This window comes from Sulfitobacter sp. F26204, from assembly GCF_026410305.1.
GTDB lineage: Bacteria > Pseudomonadota > Alphaproteobacteria > Rhodobacterales > Rhodobacteraceae > Sulfitobacter.
Genome location: NZ_JAPMLQ010000004.1, coordinates 81270 through 107436, shown reverse-complemented (window position 1 = coordinate 107436; position 26167 = coordinate 81270). Strand labels below are relative to the sequence as shown.

Below are 26167 nucleotides of genomic sequence, written 5' to 3'. Positions count from 1 at the left end.
TCACTTAAGTTTCGATTTTAGCTATCAGTTACTTATGTAACTAACAATCACAAGATCAGATCATTGGACTGTTTATGCCTTTTCAACTTGAATCCTTCCTTCCCTATCTCCTGAATCAGGCCGCCGAAGCGGTCAGCGCAGACTTCAAGCAAAGCTATCGTGACCGTTATGGCATGCTTCGAACAGAATGGCGTGTGTTGTTTCATCTGGGTGTCTACGGACAGATGACCGCAAAAGGCATCTGCGAGAAAGCGACCATTCACAAGACCAAGATCAGTCGCGCCGTCACAGCGCTTGAGAAAAAGCGATATATTACAAAAAAGGTGGCTTCTCATGACCGCCGAATTGAACATCTCAACCTAACCGACCTTGGAGAGGAAGTGTTCTTCAACCTGCGAAAATCCGCAGAGGAATACGAAACCAAAGTAACCGAGGATCTTGATGATGAAGAACTCACACAATTAAAATACCTGCTTGGGAGACTCTTGGTCAGCCGTTGAATGCTACCCGCAGCATGGCGACCCCGTGCCATACGCTTGACTGTGCTATTCCATGAAATGTCTTGGGGAACCGGGCCGGTGCGTGGCATCCGCGCCGCCCTCTTTTCATGCCGCCCCATGCAGCTTTACGCGGCCATTGTGCCGGTTTACAGGGCCACCTCAACAACGCCATCTTTTTCAGCAGCCCGACTCTGGCACAAGATCACCGCTGTTTCCCGCTGTGCCTTTGACAGAACAAAGTCGCGGTGTTCAACCGTGCCCGAGACAAGCCCGCATTTGCACACGCCGCAAATGCCGTCGCTGCATTTGACGTCGATATGGATACCGTTTTCGGCCAGCACTTCGGTGGCCGTCTTGTCGACCGGAACAATGAATTCCCTGTTGGAGCGCGCCAGTTTCAATGTGAATTCGTGATTGACGTATTCAGGTTGTTCCGGGACCGAGAAATATTCCAGATGTTGTGCCTCTTCGGGGAACCCGTTCCGCGTCGCCGCATCAAGCACCGCACGCATATAGCGATCAGCTCCGCAGGTATAAACATGCCAGCCCGGTTTATACCCTGACAGGATCGCATTCAGGTCCGCCCGTGTGCCCTCGTCCGTAATGTTCAGGTGGACTTTGTCCGCCCAGGGGCTGTTGCCAATATCATCCATCAATCCCATCGCAGCCCGTGTGCGCCCCGAATAGTGCATGACAAAATCACGGCCTTGTGCATGCAACTCATGCGCCATTGCGATCATGGGTGTGATCCCGATACCTCCTCCCATCAAAAACGATCTGCTGGCTTGCAGATCGAGCGGAAAATGATTGATCGGTTTCGAAACGAAGATCCGGCGGCCTTCACTAAAGATGCGATGCATCAGCTTTGATCCTCCCCTGCCCTTTTCTTCGCGCAAAACAGCAATCTGGTATCTGCTGCGGTCCGCCGGATTGCCGCACATCGAATATTGCCGCAGGAATTCGGGTGCCACGACTATGTCCAGATGTGCCCCTGCCGACCAAGTCGGCAAATCATCACCGTCGACAGAGCGGAATTCATATTTCATCACACCCGCGCCGCTGGCTTCGGCCTTGGTGATTTCAACCTGAATCACCGGGCTGTCACCAGCAGCGGAATAAATATGCAGATGACCTTTTTCGTCACGTTCCAGCAGAGATTTGTATTCCTGCGCGGTGATCATCGCTTGATAAGCGGCGATGCCCGCCTCGCGGTCCATCGGAAAGGGATAGGGGTAGGGATGCGGTGCCAGAGGCGCGGGATATACCGCAAGTGTCTGATCTTCGTATCTGAGGTTCAGATCTCTTTGCAATGACCGCGCGTTCACCGGGTTCGTTGTCGGACGATAGCCTCCATCGTCCTCGATCTCTAAGTCCCACCACCATTTCTTGACTGGATTCAAACTGCCATTGCCTGCGGCATCATCAAGTCTCGCCAAGGCGGGTGCGAGTTGTGGCATCTTCATCGCTGCCCAGCGAAACGGCTTTTCCTTGAATATTCCTTCCAGGTTCCAAGGACAGGTTTTCATGCAACGGCCACACATCGCACCACCCGCGGTCGTGACACGGTAAGTTGCACATTTCTGGCTGTCCGATTTCCAGATTTCATAGCCATTGAACATCAGCTTTGGGCCTGCCGTAATTGCACCCGACGGACATTCGCGGGCACATTTGTTACAGCTTTCGCAAAAGCGTTGCAGACCGAAATCGATCGGCTTGTCATGGGCCATAGGCAAATCGGTTGTCACCGTGCCGGATTTGAGTCGCGGACCAAGAAAAGGGTTCAGGATCACTTCGCCGATGCGACTGACTTCGCCCAACCCCGACAACAGTAACAATGGAGGTTGCAATACTTCGCCGTCCATCACGGTATGGGCTTTGGCCTTGTAACCGAGATTCCGGATTTGTTTGGCGATCACCCCGCCAAGCAAGGAAAAGCGAAGATATGCCCGCATGCTTTGTGCAACGGCAATCCAGTCATCACCGGATGACCCTTCCATCGTTTCATACCCTTGATCAATAATCATGTTGATTGCTTGATCATGAGGCGGATCAATTGGTTCGCCCCGCGCATCGTGACTATACCAGGCCCAGTCAGGGCAGCGCGAGATGCCCACGGCATCAGCCCCCAGATAATAGCTGGTGGCCTTGATCAACGCCGCGGCCTCCTGCGGCGCCAGTTTTGTTTTTTCAGCGGCAGTCTCACCATCCTGCAGCAATACAAAAGCACCCAGGGCGCGCCGCTGTGCCGAGGACGGAGCAGATTTGCGCACATAATGCCCACCCTTCGCGGCATCCTGCATTTTGCGCCCCATATCTCCGAACTGGGCGCGGGCAAACATGTCGGTGCGTTTCGGTACGCGGACGACATTGGGTTCATCAATATAAGTCGTTGGTACCTCGACTCTTTTGAGATCTTCAAAAGGATGTGCCCCATCAACAAAGCGCCGGTTGGCATAGGGCAATGCATTCATCTGGTTCTTGGCGGATGCAATCCCGAGTTTCCAGGCCAGACCAAAACCTGATTTCGGCTGTTGCGCCATCGGGGCCAAAGGAAGGTCGGGTGCGATTTCAAAACTGGTTGTGACCGCAGCAAGGCCAAAACGGCTGCCGACATAAGGATGCGACAAATTCCCATCCTCTAAGGTGGCAAGGCCCGCAGCCACGGCCAGTTTACCCAGATCAACATCGGAACTGGACACAGTATGCCCCCGCGCCCCATAGCCCAACAACCGCAAATAATTGGCCAGAATTACCGCCGCTTCCGCCGCCAACAACCCGGCACGGTGCGCCTGGGCATCTTTGATCCATCCAGCGCCTGGCTCGTTATCATCAGGGTCACGCGGGTTTTCAAAGAGAAACACCAAAGCATGGGTATGATCTTCAATGCCAGTTGCTGGAGCATCCATCGACTCCTTGAGATCGGCCATGATCAGGTCAATCCCCGCTGCCAGTGTCTTGGTCTGGCGAGTCCTGAGATCATGACCCAGCCGGGTGACATCGGGATTTACTTGCGGCGTGCTTAGCATCGCTTCGACGGGCAGCTTGCAAACCCCGACCACCGCGGCATCGGAAAAGTATCCGAACGCTTTCAAGTGATCGGCGCGCTCCTGGGGATCAGTGGGCACCTGCGAAACCGCTGGATTGATCAATCCGTCTCGTATCGCATCCAGCATTGCCTGATGTTCGCGCATTGCGTTCACGATCGACCTTGGATCAGCGGGGCGATCAAACGACAGTTGGCAGGATGGTGGCAGTGACGTCAGATCCGGAACTTGGTCCCTACGCGCCAATCTTTCTGTTGGATATGGTCCCATATGAACCGGGCGTTTTTTATCTGAAAAGAAACGGATCGTCATTGAGCGTCCAGTTGTTCGGGCTGCAGTTGTCTGCAGTAATGCCGGTCGCAACCAACATTGCAAATCACAAAACCAACGGTCCAGTCACGACGCCCAGGCCAAACAGGCGCCCAGCATCACATTCTTCAGTTTATCGCCCTGACCAATATCGGCCTCACTTCATCAGGCTTGCCAGTGCCGTGCACCGCATTGCAGGGCAAACCGCCTCGCCAGCCGGCATCAAACAGTGATCTTTCAGTTTATATCGGTGCATTCGATCGGGGTTCTGACCTATTCGTCGGCCTGTTCGTCGCCTTCCATGGTAAGCGTCACGGGCTCGTAGGTTGGCAAGAAATAGCTGCCCAATGTCGCCTTGTAGGGTATACCCAGGTAATTTTCCCGCACAAAAAAGGTAAGGGTCTCGCCTTCATAAGTCGGGGCGGCGATTTCGGAAAACTCGGGAATACCGTAGTTATGGAGCCGAACCAGACCCGCAACCGCCTTTTCTTCGGGGTTCTCAGCCTCATACGCCTTCATGTACTGCGCCTGGAATTCGTCAGGATCGATGATCAATTCGTACTTATAGCCATGGGCCATATGGTTCAGAATATTTGCGTAAACGCGTATCCATTCGGGTTTCTGCAAGGCGGGGGCTGCCTCGATCAGTTCCTTTGCGTTTGTAACTTGCGCGTCGCCGACGATCACAACAGGTGCGCCCTGATCGTTCACAATCGTCGAAATCGGAGGGAGTCCATCAGACATATCTTAGTACTTTCCCGGAATGTGCATGGTGCAGCCCTTACTCTTCAAGCAAAAGCCATTTGGCATTTGTCCAGCTTGTGTCAGCCGGAGACATTGTACCGTCGAATTCGTTCTTTTCCCACATCCGAAGTTTCCCAGTCGCGGGATCCGGTGCGAAAACAAAATAGATCTGGCTGGTCGCGTCGCCCCAGTTCGCATCGGCGACGACCACTTCAGGCAGATCAAATTCCGCCGCAAGAACGCCAGCGGTCGCGCTGTCCACTTCCATATCCTGCAATTTTTTCAGACGGGATTCTTCAAGGTTGTAATCGGCATCTGAGACGACCTCGCCATCGGCGATCTTCTTGGCTTTCCAGGCGTCAGCCTCTTCCTTGGCAACCGCTTTTTTGAAATCTTCCGACACTCTGTCGATATGCGCATCCAGCTCTTTGGGGCTCATTTCCTCGGTCGGTCGTTTATCCAGTGCAAGAGCGAGCAGATCGTGTTGCGTGCTCTCGGTCTTGTCTGAAATGGCATTGATGGCCTTTTCAAAAATCTTTGCGGCTTTCGCAGCCGGAAATTTCGTCTCCGAGATCACACGCCCCGGGGCCAGCAGCTCTGCCTCGATCTTGGCTGACGTATCCGCACCCTTGATCTTGTCAAGGCTGGGGTGTCCTGGTACGGCGTTAAAAGCATGCTGCGCATTATCGCCTGCAGTGCGCATCATTTCCATATCACCCGTCATGGCATTGATCTTGCCCATCAGGCTTTCCAGAACGACCTTGGACCGTTCCAATGCCGCGTCTGTTGTCGTGCTGGGCGGTCGTTTCTTGCCAAGGAACTTCTTGTCTACGTGGTTACCCCCCCGCAGGACAGAAGTTGTATCGCCGCCATAACCGGCACCGCGTGACCATGGCGGATCGCCGCCATTGGCCTTGGTCACCGCATCGGCGAAAACGTCGCTGGCAATATGCGCGGTGATCTTGTCGATCTCGACCTGAGATGCGCCGCTGGGCAATGCGGCCAGTGCGATCTCCGTCATGGCCTTCACATAACTCGCTCTGTCCTTGATCTTGGTACCGTCCACAAAGACATCATATCCACCATCCGTCGAGCGTCCGTCCCCACTGGAACTATCCCCCTTTGATCCCGGGGCGGCATTGTAGACATATTTGAATTTAACGCTGATCGCTTTCTTGATCCGTTCTTCGATCCCCATGTCGATCTCACCGGTCGCCGGATCAACTGCGCGGGTGCCGGCCCATTGGGTCGGATCATCAAGCATCGTTTCGATCCCCGACAGGTTCTGACCCGGCGGTCTGGTATCGCCCATGACCACGCCTGTATCCCAGTTCTTGGTCTGGCTTTGCGCAAGGTTCGCACCAGCGTCAGCAATCGTATACTCCAGACTGCGCATCAACGGATTCTGACCTTCATGCGCTGATCTGTTGGCGGGATAGATGTCGCCTGGAACAACCGTCACGTTGCCCGCAGCATCCGTCACCGTACGATCTGCCGCCTGAACCGTTCCGGTGTTTACGATCCCCGAAAACTTTTCCATCACCTTGAGCGGTTCGGTCTCTTTCATCCGGCGCACAGGCCCGGTTGAAAAGCAAGACCCGACCGGCCCCTGGGACAAAGGCGTCATCATCGCGGAAAGCACCGCTTCCTTGGCATCATTGTGCGAGATGTTGCGCGGTGTTTTTCCCGTCGTATCGGCAACAATATGACGGGCGCGCCCGCTTTGCTTTTCACTGCGCTTTGCAACCTTGGTATCACCAATGATCTCGTTCGCCCTGTCCTTGGTTGCGGGATCGGCAAACAATTTTTTGGTTTTGTCGATCTCATCTATCGCATGAGGAGAATAGGTTTGTAGGGAACCAGGGTGATACAGGATATGATCCATGGCCGATTTGGCATTCTTACTGTCAAAGTCGACGCTGCCATTGCCTTGGATCACCGCATCCGCCATCAACGCCGAGCGCTTTTGCGCTACGGCATCTATGTTCAAGTCACGGTCTCCGGGCTCTCTGTCCGTTCCGCCACAAGGATCCTTTTTCAACTGGGCACCGCTGTCCATATAAGCATTGAAGCCGTCGAAATATTCCTGCCCGCGTGCGCTGCCAAGTTTCAGCGCACTGATCGCCATGGCCTCTGCGGCGGCCTTGCTGGGCGGTCCCTTGGTGCCGTCGGGTTTGGTGATCTCAAGCTTGTTGCCCTTGGCATCGGCAAACCCGCCATCCAGTCGATCAACAACAGCACCCACATTTGCAACAATCAGCGAAGGGTCTTCCAGTTTCTTGATCAGTTCGAGAGCCTCTTGACCCACATCCGGTGCCTTGCCATAGGCCTCGATCACTCTGGCTTTGTCCTCTTCACTCAGCGGGGACTTGGCCTCGGCCGAGAGCGGACCAAAGGTGATCGCGTCAATCAACTCGCGTTTGTCCAAAAGGGTCTCATTATCCGCAACCGCTGCATCAAGAGCACTTTGGGCCGTAAAATAATCGGATTGGGCCGTGACAAATGCCGCCGAGGCATTGTTTTTTGCGGTCAATGCCGCAGCCTCTGCCGCATTTGCGGCCGTCATCGCGGTCCGTGCCGCCCCCAGCACGCCATTCAACCGCGCGATTTCGGCCGCGGCTGCCGCCTGTTCAACTGGGGACAGGGTTGTCAAATCAGCGGGCAGCGTAGCCTGATAGGTTTGCAAGGCAAGCGCGGCTTCATACTCGGCATTTGCGGCAGCGGTCGCGGCGTCAAACGCTGTGTTATATGCTTCCTTCGCAGCTTTTTCTGCGGCTTCTGTTGCATCCCAGTTGTTCAGTTTCTCACGAAAAACCTTTTTCTTTGCCTGCACATTCTTCAACGATTGAGTTGTCGCAGCGATCGAGACATCTATCGCCCCAGTTGCGTCGATATTGGCCATCGCGGCAATTGTGGCGGCATAGGCTTTCGGCTCGGATTTGCTGAGCGCCAGCAGGTTTTCGAATTGTGCCGGGGGCAGCTTGAGTGTCTTGATCTTGTCCAGGACCGGCAAGGCAGCAGTGATCGCGGCCGGGTCATTGCGCGCCGCATGAACCAGCACCAACTGCTGTTCATCACTCAGTCCGTATGCATCGATCTTGGTTTTGTTCGCCTCATCCGCATCGGTCAATGATCCCACCACGTCATGGGCGGTTTCAGAAATGCCCTTGGCAAGACCGCCAAAGAAGTCTCCGATGTCTGATGCGGCCTCTCCAGCGGAACTCGTCAGCTCCGAGACATCTTGTCCGAGCGATTGACCGATTCCGCCGAAAAAATCCTTGGCGGTTTTCAACTTGTCGTCCGCCATCGGAAGTTTCAGCACGCTCTGGACCGTTTTCTTAAGCAATTGCAAAGTTTTGGCTGCTTTGTCCAAATTACCTGCATTCAATTCCGTGACAAACATCTGGCTCAACATCTGAACCTTTTTTACCGCGCCGGGGTTCGCGGATGCACCGGCTTTGATCAGGTCAGGCTGCATTGCCGCATATTCAGCAAGCAGGGCCTTCCGACGTTTGGCATCGGCATCCTTGGGATCAGGTGCTGCTGCGGGCCGGTCAACTGGTTTGCCAGCATTGGGCGTTCCCGACCCATCACCCGCCGGGGCCAACGAGGAACCATCATCCTGCGCAACTGTATTGGGCTTTATTGCAAGCGCCGCAGCAATTTCCGTTTTCAACTTGGCCAGAAGTGCCTGCGCAGCATCCAGATCATCACCTTTGACCAGTTTGTCAAAGCTTTGGGCGTCATTGGCCAGAGACTTGGCAATGTCGCCGCCTGCGTTCTTCATTGCTTCCTTCAGGTCATTGCTCAAGGCCTTGAACCCCGACACCAATGCCTTGCGCTGCTTTTCATCTTCCGCCGTGTCATCTGTCGCGCTGTCATCGGCTGCGTCACCGGGCAATATCAATGCCAGTTTCAGGGCGAGCCCGCGTTCCGCAAAAAACTCCTTACCAAGGCGTACCAATGACGTTGGCGGATCATCCGCAAGGCAAGTCAGTTCGACAATCTTGCCCTTCACGTTCATGGTGCCCATTGCACCCTTGGACCCGCCGCCAACCTTCTTGGCCATCCTCCAGAGCGCCTCCGGCGGCTTGCGTATGTCAGTCTCAAGGACAAGACCCTCCTTGCCCAGAAGGATTGCAAAGTTATGCGTTCTTTTACGGGCTGCGGCGATCACTGCGCCCAGTTCCACACCCTCTTTTTTCAGTTCGGCAGGCGATTTTTTAGTGGCCATTCTGACAACCTAAATTGCTGGATGATTGAATATCTAAAAACAGAGTATCGCGAAAAAATATGCCATCACGTTAGCGCGAGAAGCGTGATTTCACCAAGAACAGATTTAATACTTGAAAAAGCTATCCATTATCAGATGGTTATCTGATGGCCCGCAACACAGATAACTCGGGATGGGCCAATCCGGCAGATCCCGAGTTTAAGGTTTTTCATTCAAGGCAGCTCGGATTGTGTTGGTTCGCCACACCCAGTCGGATGCACCGCAACACCTATTCCGCCATCTGCTTGTCGACTTGTTGCTCTTCGTTGATCATCGCCTGCAACTGTCGACGAAACCGCAATTGCCCACCATCAATCGGCAGATCGATATGCGGCGATGTCTTGTTGGTCATCCCCAGTTGGACAGCGTTCAAAACGTCGCGGTCCTCTTCAAAGGCGTTCTGCACATCCTCACTCATCATTTTGGAGAGTGCCGCGTCATCAGGACGGATGTTGCGCAGTTGGAACCAGTAGTAACGCGTCTGCCCGTCGGTGGTAGGTGTCATGAAATTGTAGCTGTCCATGATAAACGTCTTTTCATGCAGCTTGCCATCCGGCCCCCCAGTTCCTGCGGGCGTGAACACCGCTTTGATCAGGGCATGTGAGGGATAGCGCACCTCGTAATGTTGCAGCCGGTCGCAGTTTCCTTCAAATTCCACGATCTTTTTGTAAAAGGGTGCCGGTTCATGGTCCATCATCCAGCGGTGCACGATCACACCCTTATCCGTCTTGGAAATGCGTAGCGGCGTATCTTTGGTCGCAGGGGCAGCAAAACTGCTTTGATGCACCCATGCTACATGGGTGGGGTCCAGCAAGTTATCGCACATCAAGAGATAGTTGCAGTCCAGTTCCATCGCCGCACCCCGGTTCATTCCCCAGGCCGGGTCGCCAAAATTCTCGATCTCGAAAATGTCTGCCACATCCGCCAGCGCCGGATTGCCCATCCAGATCCAGACCAGACCATATTTTTCGTGCATGGGATAGGCGTGTACCTTGGCATTGGAAGGTGCACGCCCCGCACCCGGTGCCCAGACACATTGCCCTGCGCAATCAAAGGTCAGCCCGTGATACCCGCATTCAACGGTATCGCCTTTGATGCGCCCCTTGGACAGAGGCAGTTTGCGATGCGGACAGGCATCTTCAAGTCCGACCAACTCCCCCGCCTCGGTGCGAAAAACACAGATATTTTCACCCAGAACCGTAATCTGCTGAAGATCGCGGGTGATCTCGTGATCCCACGCAGCAACATACCAAGCATTTTTCAGAAACACACCTTATCTCCCCAAGATGCCCGGCAGGTTCAAACCCTGCTCGCGCGCGCAGTCCAGCGCCTCTTCATATCCTGCATCAGCGTGCCGCATGACGCCGGTCGCAGGGTCGTTCCACAGAACATTCGCGATGCGTCGATCCGCATCTTCGGTGCCGTCACAACAAATCACCATGCCGGAATGCTGGGAAAAGCCCATGCCAACGCCGCCACCGTGGTGCAGGGATACCCAGGTTGCGCCACCTGCGACATTAAGCATCGCGTTGAGAAGCGGCCAGTCAGAGACCGCGTCAGACCCGTCTTTCATCGCTTCGGTCTCACGGTTGGGCGACGCGACAGAGCCGCTGTCCAGATGATCGCGTCCAATCACCACAGGGGCGGACAATTCGCCGTTACGCACCATTTCGTTAAAGGCCAACCCCAATTTGTGACGCAGGCCAAGACCCACCCAACAAATACGCGCAGGCAAACCTTGGAAGGCAATGCGCTCGCGCGCCATATCCAGCCAGTTGTGCAGATGTGGGTCGTCGATCAATTCCTTGACCTTGGCATCCGTCTTGTAAATGTCCTCTGGATCACCGGACAAGGCACACCAACGAAACGGGCCGATGCCACGGCAGAAAAGCGGCCGGATATATGCAGGTACAAAACCGGGAAAGGCAAAGGCGTTTTCCAGCCCTTCTTCTTGCGCGACCTGGCGGATGTTGTTGCCGTAATCCAGTGTCGGCACACCCATATTCCAGAAATCGACCATCGCTGCCACCTGGACTTTCATCGAAGCACGGGCGGCCGTTTCCACGGCTTTCGGATCGCTTTCCTGTTTTTCACGCCATTCCGCAACGCCCCAGCCTTGCGGCAGATAGCCATGCACGGGGTCATGTGCGCTGGTTTGGTCGGTGACCATATCAGGCTTGACACCTCGCTTGACCAACTCAGGAAAGACATCAGCCGCATTCCCGATAAGCGCGACTGACTTGGCTTCTCCAGCGGCGGTCCAGCCTTCGATCATTGCCAGAGCTTCATCCAGGTCATATGTCTTTTCATCAACATAACGCGTGCGCAGGCGGAAATCGGCGCGGGTCTCATCGCATTCCACCGCCAGACAACACGCACCCGCCATCACAGCAGCCAGCGGCTGTGCACCGCCCATACCTCCCAGACCGCCGGTCAGTATCCAACGCCCCTTGAGGTTGCCATTGTAATGTTGGCGCCCTGCTTCCATGAAGGTTTCATAGGTGCCTTGCACGATACCCTGCGTGCCGATGTAGATCCAGCTGCCCGCAGTCATCTGACCGTACATTGCCAGACCCTTTTTATCGAGCTCATTGAAATGGTCCCATGTCGCCCAATGCGGTACGAGATTGGAGTTGGCGATCAGGACGCGTGGCGCGTCCTTATGGGTGTTGAACACGCCAACTGGTTTGCCTGATTGTACCAAAAGCGTTTGTGTCTCTTCCAACTCTTTTAACGCGGCAACGATCGCGTCAAAATCTTCCCAGGTGCGGGCGGCGCGCCCTATGCCCCCATAAACCACCAATTCATGCGGGTTTTCGGCGACATCGGGATGCAGGTTGTTCATCAACATGCGCATCGGCGCTTCGGTCAGCCAGCTTTTGGCGGTGATCTCTGTTCCGGTGGCGGGGAAAACGTCACGGATGTTGTGGCGGGGGTTGGTCATGTGGTGCCTCCTAAGGTCGGGGCCAGATCGGCCAAAGTGGTGAGGATTTTAGCAAGTTGCGCACGCAGGGGTTCTGCCTTGGTCCGGTCATAGGTCCATGGCGCAGCTTCGGTCGTCAGGTAAGCCGACTGGGCCAGTTCCATCTGGATTGCATGAATGCCATCCTGTGGCCGGCCATAGTGGCGCGTTGTCCAGCCCCCTTTGAAACGTCCGTTCAACGTGGATGTATACCCTTCGGCCTGAGCGCAGATTTCTGTCACCGCAGATTCAATTGCGGGTGCGCAGGTCGCACCGACGTTTGTGCCGATATTGAAGTCGGGCAAGACACCATCAAACAGGAATGGAATGCTGGAGCGAATGGAGTGACAATCATACAGGATCGCCACACCGTGCAGACCGCGCACACGATCCAGTTCCTCGGCAAGGGCGGCGTGATAGGCCGCATGGAATGCCTCGCAGCGCAGCCCGATTTCCGCAGTCGTTGGCGCGACATCCCAAATGTCCCGCCCGTCAAAATCGGTCAGCGGCACCAATGTCGTCGTATTCTGGCCCGGATAGAGGCTGTTTCCCGAAGGATCGCGGTTGGCATCAATCACGTAGCGGTGAAAGTTTGCGGTAACGGTTGTCGTATCGGGCAGCAGCCCTTCATAAAGCTGGTCGATGTGCCAATCCGTATCCGCGAGTTTGCGGCCATTCAAATTCAGTTTTTGCGCAACCTCGTCAGGAAGATAGGTTCCCGTATGCGGCAGACCCAGCACGATAGGGCCACTGCCCTGGCTGATTGTAACCGGTGTCATCCGCCGTATCCTTTGACAAAGTCAGGCAGTTCAACCGCGCTGGACAGCGCACCTGTTGCCACCAATTCCGCCGCCGCTTCGATCGAGGGTGCCATATATCTGTCCTCGGCAATCACGGGGACCTGCTTGCGCAATACAGCCATGGCATCCTGCAATGCCTTGCTGGTCTGTAACGGGGCGCGGAATTCGATTCCCTGAACACCACACATCGCCTCAACGCCGATGATGACATTCAGATTCGCATTCATGCGAACCAGTCGTCGTGCCGCATGGGCCGCCATGCTGACATGGTCTTCCTGGTTGGCAGAGGTTGGCGTGCTATCGGTGGTACAGGGGTTGGCAAGATGTTTGTTCTCGCTCATCAATGCAGCAGTGGTCACCTCTGCAATCATCAGGCCGGAATTCAACCCCGGATCAGGCGTCAGGAAGGGTGGCAAATCAAAGGACAGCGTCGGATCGACCATCAAGGCGACGCGACGTTGTGCGATGGCACCGATTTCGGAAATTGCGACGGCAATCTGGTCTGCGGCAAAGCCAACCGGCTCCGCATGAAAGTTCCCGCCCGAGACGATAAGTCCATCCTCGACCAGCACCAATGGATTGTCTGTGACGGCATTCGCCTCAACCTCCAAGGTGCGCCCGGCGAAATGCAGCAGGTCCATCGCGGCACCGGTCACTTGCGGTTGGCAACGAATGCAATAAGGATCCTGTACGCGGGTGTCACCATCTACATGGCTTTCGCGAATTTCGGACCCTTCCATCAGGTCACGTTGGGCTCGGGCCACTTCGATCTGACCCCTGTGTCCGCGCAATGTGTGAATGGCATCCTGCAACGGTGCGGTTGACCCCATGATCGCATCGGTGGACAAGGCGCAGCTCAAAACTGCAGACGCTGCGTTTTGCCACGCGCCCCACAGACCGACCAGCGCACATGCTGTTGAAAACTGGGTGCCGTTGATCAGAGCAAGTCCTTCTTTCGCACCCAATGTGATCGGGTCCAACCCTGCCTGGGACAAGGCTTTGGCCGCGGGCAACCGGGCTCCGTCAAAAAATGCCTCTCCCTCGCCAATCATTGCTGCGGCCATATGTGCCAGCGGGGCGAGATCACCAGAGGCGCCCACCGACCCTTGGCTGGGTATGACCGGGGTAACACCCTTGTCCAACATCTCTTCGATCAATTCGATCGTGGTCATCGCAACACCGGATGCACCACGCCCAAGCGACAGCAACTTCAGCGCCATCATCAACCGTGTGGTGGACAGGTCCAATGCCTCCCCCACACCGCAACAATGGGACAGGATCAGGTTTCGCTGCAGTGTGGCAACATCTTTGGCTGCAATCTTGACACTGGCCAGTTTGCCGAACCCGGTATTGATCCCGTAAACAGCCTCTTCGCCACTGGCGGCTTTCGCAACCATCGCCGCCGCGGCCTCGATCCCGGCATGCGATGACGGATGCAATCGCGCCGCCTTGGCACCAGACCAGATGTCATGAAGTTCCTGCAAAGTTGCCGAACCGGGTGTCAGGATAACAGTCATAGCGCCCCCTTGAAAATGCGAGAATGAAGTGGATTGAACCCGATGCGGTAGGCCAGTTCCGCCGGATGTTCGACATCCCAGACGCACAAGTCCGCCTGCGCACCTGCAACGATCCGACCCCGGCGCTTATCGCCGAGGGCAGCAGCGGCATGAGCGGTCATGCCCAGCAATGCCTCAAGCGGCGTCATGCGAAACAGCGTACAGGCCATATTCATGGTCAACAGCGGAGAGGTCAGCGGTGAGGAGCCAGGATTGCAATCCGTGGCCAGCGCCATGGGCACGCTATGGTCGCGAAATGCCTGAATCGGCGGGGCCTGGGTTTCGCGCAGCGTATAAAACGCACCCGGCAGAACCACCGCGACAGTACCAGCCTCGGCCAGCGCCTTGACGTCGTCTTCCGTCGCATATTCCACGTGATCCGCACTCAGCGCAGCATAGGAGGCAGCCAATCTGGTTCCTCCGATATTCGACAATTGCTCTGCATGCAGCTTGACGGGGAGGCCCAGCGCCACCGCTACGTCAAACACCCGTGCAATCTGAACGGTATCAAAGGCGATGCCTTCGCAAAAGCCGTCGACAACGTCGACAAGACCCTCTGCATGCGCGGCCTTCAAAGTCGGAATACAGACCTCGTCAATATAGGCATCTGGCTTGCCAGAATATTCCGCAGGCACGGCATGGGCACCCAGAAAACTGGTGTGTACCTCAATCGGTCTCATGTCTGCTATCCGACGAGCAACACGCAGCATCTTGAGTTCGGTATCGCGATCCAGTCCATAGCCGGACTTGACCTCAAGCAGTGTTACCCCCTCGGCGATCAACGCATCCACACGTTTCAAGGAGACCGCGAGCAGGTCAGCTTCCGTCGCATTGCGCGTTGCCGTCACGGTTGAGACAATCCCGCCTCCGGCCTTTGCAACCTCGGTATAGCTTGCCCCGTTGAGCCGCTGTTCAAATTCAGCCGCGCGGTTGCCGCCGAAAACCACATGGGTATGACAATCTATCAATGCAGGGGTGACAAGACGCCCACCAAGATCGTGCCGACCCTGGTCACGGAAGTTATCGGGAAGGTCTGCCTCGGATCCTGCCCAGGCAATCTGCCCGCCATCCAAAGCGATCACACCTTCAGGGACAAGACCGAAATCCTTGTCTGTTTTCAGGGTGACGAGTTGCGCATTGGTTAAAAGCATCAAAGTCGACTCACTTGCAAATGTTCTCGCTTGATGCTTTTATGTGCATACATAATAATTTTGTCAAGCGAGCGTATCATGAAGACTGTTTGGGCGAAGACGGCATTGTTACCCACCGGATGGGCATCAAGGGTCCGTATCGACATTGATGACGCGGGCCGCATTGCAAGTGTGCGCCCCAATGCACCCGAGGCCGGCACGCGCGCGGGTCTCTTGCTCCCCGCCCCGGTCAATGTGCACAGCCATGCCTTTCAACGGGCAATGGCAGGTCTCACCGAACGGCGCGGCCCAAACCCGAACGACAGTTTCTGGACCTGGCGTCAATTGATGTTCAGATTTCTTGACCGCCTGACCCCAGACCATGTCGAAGCGATCGCAGCCTTTGTACAGATGGAGATGTTGGAAGCGGGATATGCCACCAATACTGAATTCCACTATCTGCATCACCAACCGGGCGGCGTGCCCTATGAAAACCTTGCCGAAATGTCGGAAAGGATCGCTGCGGCAGCACAAAAAACCGGCATCGGGATTTGTCTGTTGCCGGTGCATTATGAATTCGGTGGATGTGATGGACGCGGCCTGACAGCGGGGCAGATCAGGTTCGAAAACACCCTTGACCGTTTTCACGAACTGCACACAGGAGCGGTCAAAGCCCTGTCACCCCTGCCCCAAGACAGCAGCTATGGCGTTGCGCCCCATTCCCTGCGTGCGGTTGGGGAACAAAACCTCAAGTCCTATGGCGATCTTTTCCCAACCGGACCGATCCACATGCACCTTGCCGAACAAATCCCCGAAGTTGAGGAAGTGATGAAACATCGCGGTGCCCGTCCTGTCACATGGGCGCTGGAGAATATGAACATTGGTGACCGCTGGTGTCTGATCCACTGCACACAGATGACGCCCCATGAAACCTTGCAACTTGCCCGCTCCGGTGCCGTGGCAGGCCTGTGCCCGATCACGGAAAGCAGCCTGGGCGATGGTATTTTTGACGCTGTGCGCTGGATGGATGCAGAGGGGGCAACGGCGATCGGATCTGACAGCAACATCCGCATTGCACTTGCCGAAGAGCTGCGCACACTGGAGTACTCCCAACGCCTGCGCGACGGCACCCGTGCCGCCTTGGCAACTTATGAATTTTCAACGGGGCGACGTATGTTTGATGCAATCTTGAAAGGCGGGGCACAGGCCACAGGGCGCAAGACTGGCCGGCTCGAGACCGGCTATTGGGGAGATATGCTGACGCTCGATACAACCTCCGAACATCTCTCGGGACGCACCGAAGACACGGCTTTGGATGCCTGGATCTTTGCAGGGGATGACCGGTTGGTCACAAACGTTTGGTCCGCAGGGCGTCACATGGTCAAAGATGGCAGACATAGCGCACGTGCCGAGATCGTCGCGAATTACCTGCGCACGCTCGACGCCTTGCAAGACGCACTATGAGCGCTCCTTCGTTTCGCAACTGGCAAAGCGTGCAGGAAGAGGTACGCCGCCGCATTCATGCCCGCATCTGGAAACCGGGTGATCTGATCCCGAACGAGGCCGACCTTGCCCTGGAATTCGGCTGTGCCCGAACCACCGTAAACCGGGCGCTGCGCGCCCTTGCAGATGCCGGTGTACTGGACAGGCGGCGTAAAGCCGGGACACGAGTCGCCGCACAACCGGTCGCCAAGGCAACCCTGCAGATCGCCCTGATCAAGACAGAGATCCGGGAGCGTGGCCAGGACTACAGCTATCAACGTCTTACACGCTCAAAATCAATACCGCCCGCGGCAATCAGCGACGTGATGCAAACGGCGCAAAGCCGCGCCTTGTTGCATATCCGCGCCCTGCATCTTGCAGATGACAAGCCCTATGCCTTTGAAGACCGCTGGATCAATACGGATGTCGTCCCCAGTGCCCGCGCCGAAGCCTTTGACATGCTCAGCCCAAACGAATGGTTGCTTACCCATACCCCGTATACTCATGGTGAGATCGCATTTTCGGCGACCGAAGCAACCGCAGATGAGGCAGCTGTTCTGAAATGTGCGGAAGGAAGCGCGCTCTTTGCGATTGATCGAATGACTTGGGATGGTGCGCGTTCGGTGACCAAGGTACGCCTGCTATTTAGGCCCGGCCATCAGCTTCGCACCAATTTATAGAGCTCTCCACGGGTTTTGACAGTGCGATAAATCCACATGGCGCAGGCATTTACCGAGGTCATTCGTAACCCAGCTTGGCTTTCTTCATGTGGACATCAAAACGGGCCTCTTTGGCCTCAGCCTCGGTCGTGAACCAGTCTGTGCGGCACTGGGCCTTGCTGCCAATGCAACCCCATTCGCGCACCAAAGCCCATTCATCAAACAGACCACGCAGAATTTCTATCCGGTAAAACCGTTCAAGATCGGTTTTTTTGTCATTCAGAGTCAAATACATAGGGTTTACTTGGCAAAAGTCTAATCGTCCGATGAGAGGTAACAAACCCTCATAGGGATGTCTTTAGAAATTTATCGTTCCGATGCCAAGAACGTGCTGTTCAAAATCACGCGGCGGCATCCGCGCCGCCGTTAAATTCCTGTCCATTCCTTTAATGGTCTCTGCGATTATCAAAAAAACCAAAAGACTTCTGCTAAATTGAATGCCATGGCTTTCCCGTTCCCATCACCTAATATCCAATAAAGAGTTTACCAAGCGAGGAACGCTATGTCTGTCAGCTATTACGCACCCAGGGGCGGTCATCCCGGTCAGGATCAATTGCTGACGGACCGAGCTGTTTTTACCGATGCCTATGCAGTCATTCCCAAAGGAACGATGCGCGATATTGTGACCTCCTACCTGCCGTTCTGGGATAAAACCCGGCTTTGGGTGATTGCCCGCCCTCTGAGCGGTTTTGCCGAAACCTTTTCACAATACATCATGGAGGTCGGTCCCGGCGGTGGATCGGACCGCGCCGAGACTGACCCAAATGCCGAAGGGGTGTTGTTTGTTGTCGAAGGCACCGCAACACTGGTTGTGGCAGGCACGACCCATGAAATGACACCCGGTGGATATGCTTTTCTACCACCCAATTCCGGTTGGACCCTGCGCAACAACACCAAGGACACGCTGCGGTTTCATTGGATCAGAAAGGCCTATGAGGCTGTCGAGGGGCTTGCCTATCCCGAGGTGATCGTCACCAACGAGCAGAACATCGCACCAACAGTAATGCCGGACACCGACGGCAAATGGGCGACCACTCGTTTCGTCGATCCCGCTGACATGCGCCATGACATGCACGTCACCATCGTCACCTTCGAACCAGGTGCGGTCATCCCGTTTCTGGAAACCCACGTCATGGAACATGGGTTATATGTGTTGGAGGGAAAGGCCGCATACCGTCTGAATACCGATTGGGTCGAAGTTGAAGCGGGTGATTACATGTGGCTACGCGCATTTTGTCCGCAGGCCTGTTATGCAGGTGGTCCGGGGCGTTTCCGTTATCTTCTCTACAAAGATGTGAACCGACAGATGGCGCTGCATCCCAGAGGTCACCTGTAGCCGTCAGGCACCGCGGCCAGTGCCACCAATTGCAACTGACAGCGCATGACCGGCGGCGACCACTGCTTCGCTCAACGGCGCTATCTGTTCTGTTCCCAAACGCGAAGTCGGCCCCGAAACCGAAATACCTGCCACTGCCTCACCGTGAATGTCGAAAACCGGTGCCGCGATACAACGCATGCCCAGATTGCGTTCTTCCCCGTCTATGGCAAACCCCCTACGGCGGGTTTCACGCAGGTCCGACAAAAGGGCAGCGCGGTCTGTCAGGGTGAACTCTGTGAAACGCTCCAACGGAACCGCTGACAGCAGTCTGTCAATCCGCGCGTCACTCAAATGGGCCATGAGTGCCTTGCCAATTCCCGAAGCGTGCATGCACGACAACGTCCCAGGCGGGAAAAATGCACGTATGACGGCCTGTGTCTCAACCTGGCTGACAAAAAGGACCTGACCGTTCTGTTCAATGCCCAGATTCGCAGTCTCGCCTGTCATCTCCATCAAATGCCGCATAACCGGCCGGGCACGCTCCACCAATGGGCTGCGCTTGAGAAACCGCGCTCCAATGACAAAAGCCTGGGCACCGATATGCCAGACCTGACCGGTCTGATCGAACTCTACCAATCCCCTGCCTTCTAGTGTCACCAAAATACGGTAGATCGTCGCTGGCGACTGGTCCAGATCAGCGGCCAAGGTCGACAATGCCTTTCCCTGCCCTTCGCTCAGGAAATCGAAAACCGCCATCGCCCGATCCAGAGATTTGATGGTATTCTGGGCTGTCTTGTTATTCCAGTCACGCGGACGCCCACGCGGCTTTCGGGCGGTTCGGGCCGGATCAAATGAGGAGGTCATGTGCCACACGTTTCTATGTTGAAATTCACATTCAGACTATGAAAAATACAACCGTCTGACAACAAAGCATTTATTGAAAACAAAGTTAAATGAAAAATGTTTTCAAAAAAATATCATGTGTAGCGGGGAGCCATTAAGATGGCGCAACACTCTTCCAGGAGATCAAGATGAGCTTCCAGAACCCTACATTCATCCCCGGACCGACCAACATGCCAGAAGCACTTCGCAAGGCATGTGACATGCCGACCATTGATCATCGCTCACCGCTGTTCGGCAAGATCCTGCACCCTTGCCTTGACGGAGTGCGCCAGGTTCTGGGTTCCAGGGATGCCAGCATCTTTTTCTTTCCATCCACCGGAACAGGCGGCTGGGAAACTGCCCTTACCAACACCCTGTCCAAAGGCGACAAGGTTCTGGCGGCGCGCAACGGCATGTTCTCGCATCGCTGGATAGACATGTGCCAACGTCACGGGCTTGACGTTCAGATCGTCGAAACCCCCTGGGGCGAGGGCATTCCAACCGACGAATACGCAAGAATTCTGCAAACTGACACCAACCACCAGATCAAAGCGGTGCTGGCCACGCATAATGAAACAGCTACCGGTGTAAGATCTGACATTGCCGCTGTACGCGCAGCAATGGATGCTGCCAACCACCCTGCCCTGTTGTTTGTTGATGGCGTAAGCTCCATCGCGTCGATGGACTTCCGTTTTGACGACTGGGGTGTGGATGTCGCCGTGACCGGCAGCCAAAAGGGGTTTATGTTGCCTGCGGGGCTGGCCATTGTTGGATTTTCCGTCCGGGCGGTCGCTGCGACCGAAACCGCAGACCTGGCGCGCACCTTCTTTGACATCCGCGATATGCAAAGAAGCTATGAAGCAAGCGCATTCCCCTATACCCCGCCTGTTGGATTGATGAACGGGCTCAAGCTGTCGCTTGAAATTTTGCTGGAAGAGGGCATCGATAATGTAATCGCCCGCCACGCCCGCATCGCTACTGGCGTACGTCTGGCCGTGAAAGCATGGGGCCTTGAACTTTGCGCGGCATCTCCCGAACTTTACTCGGACACCGTGTCCGCGATCCGCACCCCCGAGGGCTTCAATGCGACAGACATCGTTACCCATGCAGCCGAAGTATATGCTGTGGCATTCGGTGTGGGCCTTGGTGACGTCGCAGGCAAGGTCTTTCGCATCGGTCATCTTGGCAGCCTTTCAGAGGTGATGATGCTCAGCGGTTTGGCAACAGCAGAGATGTGCATGGTTGATCTGGGTCTGAATGTGAAATTGGGCTCCGGTGTTGCCGCCGCGCAGGAATATTACCGCAGTCACCCGGCACCCAGACTGGCCCGTTCTTAGGGAAGGATTGAATGATGAAGATCCCAGTCTACCAAGATGTGTTGGATGCGTATGAGCGCATTGCGCCTCATATCATCCGCACGCCTGTGCTTACCTCGCCCTACCTGAACGAATTGACCGGCGCGCAGTTGTTTTTCAAATGTGAAAACTTTCAGACGCCAGGTGCTTTCAAGGTACGCGGCGGCTCCAACGCGGTGTTCGGGTTAAGCGACGAACAGGCCAAATCGGGTGTGGCAACACATTCATCGGGTAACCATGCCTCCTGTCTGAGTTACGCAGCCAATCGTCGGGGAATTCCGTGTAATGTGGTGATGCCCCGCACCGCGCCGCAGGCCAAGAAAGACATGGTGCGCCGTTATGGGGGCGTCATCACGGAATGTGAGCCATCAACATCTTCGCGCGAAGCAACTTTTGCGCGCGTGCAGGCTGCAACCGGTGGTGATTTCGTCCACCCCTACAACGATCCGCGCGTGATCGCCGGGCAGGGGACCTGTGCACTTGAATTTGTCGAACAGATGCACAACGATTACGGTGGAGGACTTGATTTCGCCATGGCCCCAATCGGGGGCGGCGGTATGGTCTCAGGTATCTGCCTGACCCTGGCCATGCTTGCCCCCGAAACACGGATCATCGCCGCTGAACCGGAACAAGCAGACGACGCGATGCGCAGTTTCAAGGCCGGCTACATCATCGCCGAAGATGCGCCCAAGACAATCGCCGACGGCTTGTTGGTGCCGCTCAAGGATCTGACGTGGCACTTTGTATCCAATCATGTCACGGATATACTGACAGCTTCTGAGCAAGAGATCATCGAGGCGATGAAACTCACATGGAAACATCTGCGCGTTGTGATGGAGGCCAGTTCATCCGTGCCACTCGCCACCATTCTAAAGAACCAAGAAAAATTCGCCGGCAAGCGGGTCGGCATCATCATTACCGGCGGCAATGTCGATCTAGGCCAATTGCCATGGCTAACGTAGAGGGAAGTCAAACATATGAAAACTCATGTAAATTTCGAGGATTTTGAAGTTGGATTCGACATTCCTGCCAAACCCGGCATGGATGAATCCGAAATTCAGACTCCCTGCCTGATCCTTGACCTCGACGCGTTGGAACGAAACGTCAAGAAGATGGGCGATTATGCCAGGACCCACGGGATGCGCCACCGGGCACATGGCAAGATGCATAAATCTGTCGATGTGCTGAAGCTGCAGCAAGACCTGGGCGCGGCGGTCGGTGTCTGCTGCCAGAAAGTTTCCGAGGCGGAAGTCTTTGCCCGAGGCGGCATCCAGGATGTGATGGTGTCCAATCAAGTGACGGAGCCTGCCAAGATCAAACGTCTGGCAGAAATGCCAAAATATGGCTGCCGGGTTCTGGTCTGTGTAGACGATCCAGAAAACGTGAAAGCCTTGTCCAACGCCGCAGTTGCCGCCGGTACAGAAATCGAAGCGCTGGTGGAAATTGATTGCGGCGCAGGCCGCTGCGGGGTGAATACCACCCAGGATGTCGTGAACATTGCCAAGCTGATCGACGCTGCCCCGGGGCTGAAGTTCGCCGGCATTCAGGCCTATCAGGGCGCGATGCAGCATCTCGATCTATATGCTGACCGCAAGGAAAAGCTCGACATTGCAATCGCCCAGGTGACCGATGCAGTGAACGGGCTAAACAGCAACGGGCTGACCTGTGATATTGTTGGTGGCGGCGGCACAGGCTCTTATTATTTCGAAAGCGCGTCAGGGGTTTATAACGAATTGCAATGCGGGTCCTATGCCTTCATGGACGCGGATTATGGGCGTATCCTCGACGAAAAAGGCGATCGCATTGACGCAGGTGAATGGGAGAACGCCTTGTTTATTCTCACTACTGTAATGAGTCATGCCAAGGCGGATATGGCCGTCGTGGATGCCGGCCTCAAAGCTCAGTCCGTCGATAGCGGATTGCCCGTTGTCCATGGCCGCAATGATGTCACCTACCTAAAGTGTTCGGATGAACACGGCGTCGTGGCCGACCCTGACGGCGTGCTCAAGGTGAACGACAAATTGCGTCTGGTGCCAGGTCATTGTGATCCGACTTGCAATGTGCACGACTGGTATGTCGGCCTGCGCGGCGGCAAGGTCGAAACCGTCTGGCCTGTATCCGCACGTGGCAAGGCCTACTAAACCCGTGGCGTAACCGTTTACCACGTTTCCCAAGCGCCGCTCCTTCGATCCGCAATCCCAGCGTGGTGCCACAACTTACCAAGGATAGCCCTATGATAATTGTCCCTGAACGTGAAATCGCCAATCTGATGACCCGCGATGCGGCCTTTGACGCGGTCGAAAGCGTATTTGCCGCAATGGCATCCGACGATGCCTATAACTTCCCGGTCATTCGCGAGGCTATTGGCCACGAGGACGCGCTCTACGGTTTCAAGGGCGGCTTTGACCGGGCAGGTATGACACTGGGCCTCAAGGCCGGTGGATATTGGCCAAACAACCTTGAAAAACACGGGGTGATCAATCATCAATCTTCGATTTTTCTGTTTGATCCGGACACCGGCAAGGTCAGCGCGATGGTCGGGGGAAACCTTCTGACCGCGCTGCGCACGGCGGCGGCCTCCTCTGTCTCCATCAGGCATCTTGCCCGCGAGGACGCCAAGGTAATGGGCATGATCGGTGCGGGGCATCAGGCAACCTTTCAGTTGCGCGCGGCGCTTGAACAGCGGAATTTCGAGAAAGTCATCGGCTGGAATTACCACCCGGAAATGTTGCCCAACATTGAAAAAGTCGCGCAAGAGGCTGGCCTGCCCTTTGAAGCGGTCGACCTCGACGGCATGATCGAGGCGGATGTTGTGATCTCGATTACATCGACCTTCAACCCCTCTATCATGGCCAAACATATCAGTCCCGGCACCCATATCGCCTGTATGGGCACCGACACCAAGGGCAAACAGGAGGTCGAGGCCGGTCTTCTAGCCAAATCAACTGTGTTCGCCGATGAGGTAGCCCAATCAATCAGCATCGGCGAAGCGCAGCATGCAGTCGCCGCCGGCCTGATCCGCAAAGCCGATATTCACCAGATCGGCGCGGTCATAAACGGCACTCACAAGGGCCGCACATGCGATACGGAAATCACCCTGTTTGACGGCACCGGGGTTGGTCTGCAAGACCTCGCTGTGGCAGCAGCAGTTGTGAAACGCGCGGTTGAAAAGGGTCTCGCGATCCACGTCGATTTTTGATGTCAGCCTTGCAGACCGCCTGGTGGTTTGCCCGACTGGCCCTGCGGGAATAACGCACAATGTCGAAACCAGGAACGCACGAGGTCGAAAACCGCGCGCTTTCCTGTTTCCACTTGATTCTGATCGATCTGTCGCCGTCTATTGATCAATGCCGTTTCTTGGGCGGCATCAGGTCGGTGATCGTGCCTTCGAACATCTCTGCGGCAAAGTTCACTGTCTCGGACAATGTCGGATGTGGATGGATCGTATGGCCCAGATCGGTAGCATCGCATCCCATTTCAATCGCCAGGGCAACTTCTGCAATCAGATCACCTGCGTTCGTGCCGACGATGGCGGCACCGACAACACGATCATCAGCAGGGTCGAACAGTACTTTTGTCATGCCTTCCGAACGTGCATTTGACAGGGCGCGACCAGAGGCGGCCCAGGGGAAGACGCCTTTGCCCACCTTGAGGCCCTTGGCCTTGGCTTCGGTTTCGGTGATGCCGACCCATGCGACTTCGGGATCGGTATAGGCCACCGACGGAATCACCAGCGCGTCGAAGGCGCGTTTTTCGCCTGCTGCAACTTCGGCCGCGACCTTGCCTTCGTGCACGGCTTTGTGCGCCAGCATCGGCTGGCCGACCACATCACCTATGGCAAAGATATGCGGCACACCGGTGCGCTGCTGGTTGTCCACGGCGATAAAACCACGTTCATCCACCGCCACGCCCGCCGCTTCCGCGTTGATCAATTTGCCATTAGGGCGGCGTCCGACCGATACCAGCACCTTGTCAAAGGTATCTGTTGTGACCTCACCTTTATCGTTTTCAAAGGTGACCTTCAGCCCTTTCTTGTCAGCTTCCATGGCCGTCACTTTGGTCTTGAGCATGATGTTTTCATAGCGTTTGGCGATGCGCGTGTGCAGCGGCTTGACCATGTCCTTGTCCGCGCCCGGCATCAACTGGTCCATGAATTCGACCACGGTGATCTTGGCCCCCAGAGCATCATACACACAGGCCATTTCCAGACCGATGATACCACCGCCAAGGATCAGCATGCGCTTTGGCACATCAGCCAGTTCCAGCGCGCCTGTGCTGTCCAAAACACGCGGATCGTCATGCGGGATGAAAGGCAATTCAACCGGTTCCGACCCCGCCGCGATGATGCATTGATCAAAGCTGACGGTCTTGGTGCCGTCCTCGCCGGTCACTTCGATCATGTTGGGGCCGGTAAAGGTGCCGGTTCCGCGCAGGGTGGTGACCTTGCGCCCCTTGGCAAGACCGGTCAGCCCCCCGGTGAGTTGCCCAACAACGGAATCTTTCCACCCCCTGAGCGCGTCCAGATCAATCTTGGGTTTGGCGAACTTCACGCCATGCACGGCCATGTCTTCGGCTTCGGTCAGCACCTTGGCCACATGCAACAGCGCCTTTGACGGGATGCATCCCACATTCAGGCAGACACCCCCCAAGGTTGGGTTTTTCTCGATCAATACGACATTCTTGCCCAGATCGGCGGCACGGAAAGCAGCGGTATACCCACCGGGGCCAGAGCCCAGGACAACCACTTCGGCGTGGACGTCGCCGGGACCGGTTGCGGTACCTGTGGCCGCTGCCGCCGCAGGTGCAACAGCCGGTGCCGCAGCCGGCGCAGGTGTTGACGCCGCCGGCGCTTCCGCCGCCTCTGCCCCGTCCAGCACGATGATCACGGAACCTTCAGAAACTTTGTCGTCTATCCTCACTTTGATCTCTTTCACCACACCCGCAGCCGGGGATGGCACTTCCATTGTGGCCTTGTCGCTTTCCAGCTCGACCAGCGGATCTTCGACGGCGACCCTGTCACCCACGCTGACCAGAATGCCGACTACCGGAACTTCGTCAAAATCGCCAATATCAGGTACTTTGATTTCCATGAT

The 26167-nt window shown here is 55.8% G+C and carries 19 protein-coding genes; 8 read left to right on the top strand and 11 right to left on the bottom strand.

What is annotated here, in order from left to right:
- The first annotated feature begins 74 nt into the window (after nucleotides 1–74).
- Nucleotides 75–500, top strand: coding sequence for a MarR family winged helix-turn-helix transcriptional regulator (locus OS190_RS11840; RefSeq protein WP_267158918.1), 426 nt, complete (start codon nucleotides 75–77; stop codon nucleotides 498–500).
- A 146-nt stretch (nucleotides 501–646) separates the two neighbouring features.
- Here OS190_RS11840 and OS190_RS11835 read toward each other — a convergent pair whose 3' ends face one another.
- The 8 genes from OS190_RS11835 to hutI form a co-directional block, all read right to left on the bottom strand.
- Nucleotides 647–3856 carry a reductive dehalogenase gene (locus OS190_RS11835; protein ID WP_267158917.1) on the bottom strand — a complete coding sequence of 1070 codons (3210 nt, stop codon included), beginning with the start codon at nucleotides 3854–3856 and terminating at the stop codon, nucleotides 647–649.
- A gap of 270 nt (nucleotides 3857–4126) precedes the next feature.
- Nucleotides 4127–4597, bottom strand: a complete 471-nt coding sequence (locus OS190_RS11830) for a hypothetical protein (protein ID WP_267158916.1) — start codon at nucleotides 4595–4597, stop codon at nucleotides 4127–4129.
- Between the two features lie 37 nt (nucleotides 4598–4634).
- Entirely contained in the window at nucleotides 4635–8831 is a 4197-nt protein-coding gene (locus tag OS190_RS11825; RefSeq protein WP_267158915.1) for a hypothetical protein, read from the bottom strand.
- A gap of 268 nt (nucleotides 8832–9099) precedes the next feature.
- Nucleotides 9100–10140 (bottom strand): aromatic ring-hydroxylating dioxygenase subunit alpha, encoded by a 1041-nt coding sequence (locus OS190_RS11820; RefSeq protein WP_267158914.1) that lies wholly within the window; start codon nucleotides 10138–10140, stop codon nucleotides 9100–9102.
- A 3-nt stretch (nucleotides 10141–10143) separates the two neighbouring features.
- Nucleotides 10144–11814, bottom strand: a complete 1671-nt coding sequence (gene hutU / locus OS190_RS11815; protein ID WP_267158913.1) for a urocanate hydratase — start codon at nucleotides 11812–11814, stop codon at nucleotides 10144–10146.
- Complete coding sequence (hutG, locus tag OS190_RS11810; protein WP_267158912.1) at nucleotides 11811–12611, bottom strand: N-formylglutamate deformylase; 801 nt, start codon at nucleotides 12609–12611, stop codon at nucleotides 11811–11813. Before hutG ends, hutU begins: the two co-directional genes overlap by 4 nt.
- A complete protein-coding gene (gene hutH, locus OS190_RS11805) occupies nucleotides 12608–14149 on the bottom strand; it encodes a histidine ammonia-lyase (RefSeq protein WP_267158911.1) in 1542 nt (513 codons plus the stop codon). The genes hutG and hutH overlap by 4 nt, the downstream gene beginning before the upstream one ends.
- A complete protein-coding gene (gene hutI / locus OS190_RS11800) occupies nucleotides 14146–15339 on the bottom strand; it encodes an imidazolonepropionase (protein ID WP_267158910.1) in 1194 nt (397 codons plus the stop codon). Before hutI ends, hutH begins: the two co-directional genes overlap by 4 nt.
- A 78-nt stretch (nucleotides 15340–15417) precedes the next feature.
- On the opposite strand from hutI, the gene OS190_RS11795 reads away from it, so the two are divergent.
- Entirely contained in the window at nucleotides 15418–16782 is a 1365-nt protein-coding gene (locus OS190_RS11795) for a formimidoylglutamate deiminase (protein ID WP_267158909.1), read from the top strand.
- On the top strand, nucleotides 16779–17480 hold the full coding sequence (hutC, locus tag OS190_RS11790) for a histidine utilization transcriptional repressor HutC (RefSeq protein ID WP_267158908.1): 702 nt from the start codon (nucleotides 16779–16781) through the stop codon (nucleotides 17478–17480). Before OS190_RS11795 ends, hutC begins: the two co-directional genes overlap by 4 nt.
- Before the next feature lie 58 nt (nucleotides 17481–17538).
- Here hutC and OS190_RS11785 read toward each other — a convergent pair whose 3' ends face one another.
- Nucleotides 17539–17754, bottom strand: a complete 216-nt coding sequence (locus OS190_RS11785) for a WGR domain-containing protein (RefSeq protein ID WP_267158907.1) — start codon at nucleotides 17752–17754, stop codon at nucleotides 17539–17541.
- Nucleotides 17755–18021: 267 nt separating this feature from the next.
- Between OS190_RS11785 and OS190_RS11780 the strand changes: the two genes are divergently transcribed.
- Complete coding sequence (locus tag OS190_RS11780) at nucleotides 18022–18855, top strand: bifunctional allantoicase/(S)-ureidoglycine aminohydrolase (RefSeq protein WP_267158906.1); 834 nt, start codon at nucleotides 18022–18024, stop codon at nucleotides 18853–18855.
- Nucleotides 18856–18858: 3 nt separating this feature from the next.
- Here OS190_RS11780 and bhcR read toward each other — a convergent pair whose 3' ends face one another.
- Nucleotides 18859–19701: an HTH-type transcriptional regulator BhcR gene (gene bhcR / locus OS190_RS11775; RefSeq protein WP_267158905.1), complete on the bottom strand. Its 843-nt coding sequence runs from the start codon at nucleotides 19699–19701 to the stop codon at nucleotides 18859–18861.
- Nucleotides 19702–19868: 167 nt separating this feature from the next.
- Between bhcR and bhcA the strand changes: the two genes are divergently transcribed.
- From bhcA to bhcD, 4 genes are all read left to right on the top strand, one after another.
- On the top strand, nucleotides 19869–21056 hold the full coding sequence (gene bhcA / locus OS190_RS11770) for an L-aspartate--glyoxylate aminotransferase BhcA (protein ID WP_267158904.1): 1188 nt from the start codon (nucleotides 19869–19871) through the stop codon (nucleotides 21054–21056).
- A 14-nt stretch (nucleotides 21057–21070) separates the two neighbouring features.
- The gene (locus OS190_RS11765) at nucleotides 21071–22036 is read left to right on the top strand and encodes a pyridoxal-phosphate dependent enzyme (protein WP_267159125.1); all 966 of its coding nucleotides are present in this window, start codon (nucleotides 21071–21073) and stop codon (nucleotides 22034–22036) included.
- Between the two features lie 15 nt (nucleotides 22037–22051).
- Nucleotides 22052–23215, top strand: coding sequence for a 3-hydroxy-D-aspartate aldolase BhcC (gene bhcC, locus OS190_RS11760; protein WP_267158903.1), 1164 nt, complete (start codon nucleotides 22052–22054; stop codon nucleotides 23213–23215).
- A 92-nt stretch (nucleotides 23216–23307) separates the two neighbouring features.
- Nucleotides 23308–24273 (top strand): iminosuccinate reductase BhcD, encoded by a 966-nt coding sequence (gene bhcD / locus OS190_RS11755; RefSeq protein WP_267158902.1) that lies wholly within the window; start codon nucleotides 23308–23310, stop codon nucleotides 24271–24273.
- Nucleotides 24274–24418: 145 nt separating this feature from the next.
- On the opposite strand, the gene lpdA is transcribed toward bhcD, so the two are convergent.
- Entirely contained in the window at nucleotides 24419–26164 is a 1746-nt protein-coding gene (gene lpdA, locus OS190_RS11750; RefSeq protein WP_267158901.1) for a dihydrolipoyl dehydrogenase, read from the bottom strand.
- Nucleotides 26165–26167 lie beyond the last annotated feature (3 nt).

Coding starts and splice junctions, on each gene's coding strand:
- OS190_RS11840 (WP_267158918.1), top strand. CDS start 75: ATGCCTTTTCAACTTGAATCCTTCCTTCCCTATCTCCTGAATCAGGCC.
- OS190_RS11835 (WP_267158917.1), bottom strand. CDS start 3,856: ATGACGATCCGTTTCTTTTCAGATAAAAAACGCCCGGTTCATATGGGA.
- OS190_RS11830 (WP_267158916.1), bottom strand. CDS start 4,597: ATGTCTGATGGACTCCCTCCGATTTCGACGATTGTGAACGATCAGGGC.
- OS190_RS11825 (WP_267158915.1), bottom strand. CDS start 8,831: ATGGCCACTAAAAAATCGCCTGCCGAACTGAAAAAAGAGGGTGTGGAA.
- hutU (WP_267158913.1), bottom strand. CDS start 11,814: ATGACCAACCCCCGCCACAACATCCGTGACGTTTTCCCCGCCACCGGA.
- hutG (WP_267158912.1), bottom strand. CDS start 12,611: ATGACACCGGTTACAATCAGCCAGGGCAGTGGCCCTATCGTGCTGGGT.
- hutH (WP_267158911.1), bottom strand. CDS start 14,149: ATGACTGTTATCCTGACACCCGGTTCGGCAACTTTGCAGGAACTTCAT.
- hutI (WP_267158910.1), bottom strand. CDS start 15,339: ATGCTTTTAACCAATGCGCAACTCGTCACCCTGAAAACAGACAAGGAT.
- OS190_RS11795 (WP_267158909.1), top strand. CDS start 15,418: ATGAAGACTGTTTGGGCGAAGACGGCATTGTTACCCACCGGATGGGCA.
- hutC (WP_267158908.1), top strand. CDS start 16,779: ATGAGCGCTCCTTCGTTTCGCAACTGGCAAAGCGTGCAGGAAGAGGTA.
- OS190_RS11785 (WP_267158907.1), bottom strand. CDS start 17,754: ATGTATTTGACTCTGAATGACAAAAAAACCGATCTTGAACGGTTTTAC.
- OS190_RS11780 (WP_267158906.1), top strand. CDS start 18,022: ATGTCTGTCAGCTATTACGCACCCAGGGGCGGTCATCCCGGTCAGGAT.
- bhcR (WP_267158905.1), bottom strand. CDS start 19,701: ATGACCTCCTCATTTGATCCGGCCCGAACCGCCCGAAAGCCGCGTGGG.
- bhcA (WP_267158904.1), top strand. CDS start 19,869: ATGAGCTTCCAGAACCCTACATTCATCCCCGGACCGACCAACATGCCA.
- OS190_RS11765 (WP_267159125.1), top strand. CDS start 21,071: ATGAAGATCCCAGTCTACCAAGATGTGTTGGATGCGTATGAGCGCATT.
- bhcC (WP_267158903.1), top strand. CDS start 22,052: ATGAAAACTCATGTAAATTTCGAGGATTTTGAAGTTGGATTCGACATT.
- bhcD (WP_267158902.1), top strand. CDS start 23,308: ATGATAATTGTCCCTGAACGTGAAATCGCCAATCTGATGACCCGCGAT.
- lpdA (WP_267158901.1), bottom strand. CDS start 26,164: ATGGAAATCAAAGTACCTGATATTGGCGATTTTGACGAAGTTCCGGTA.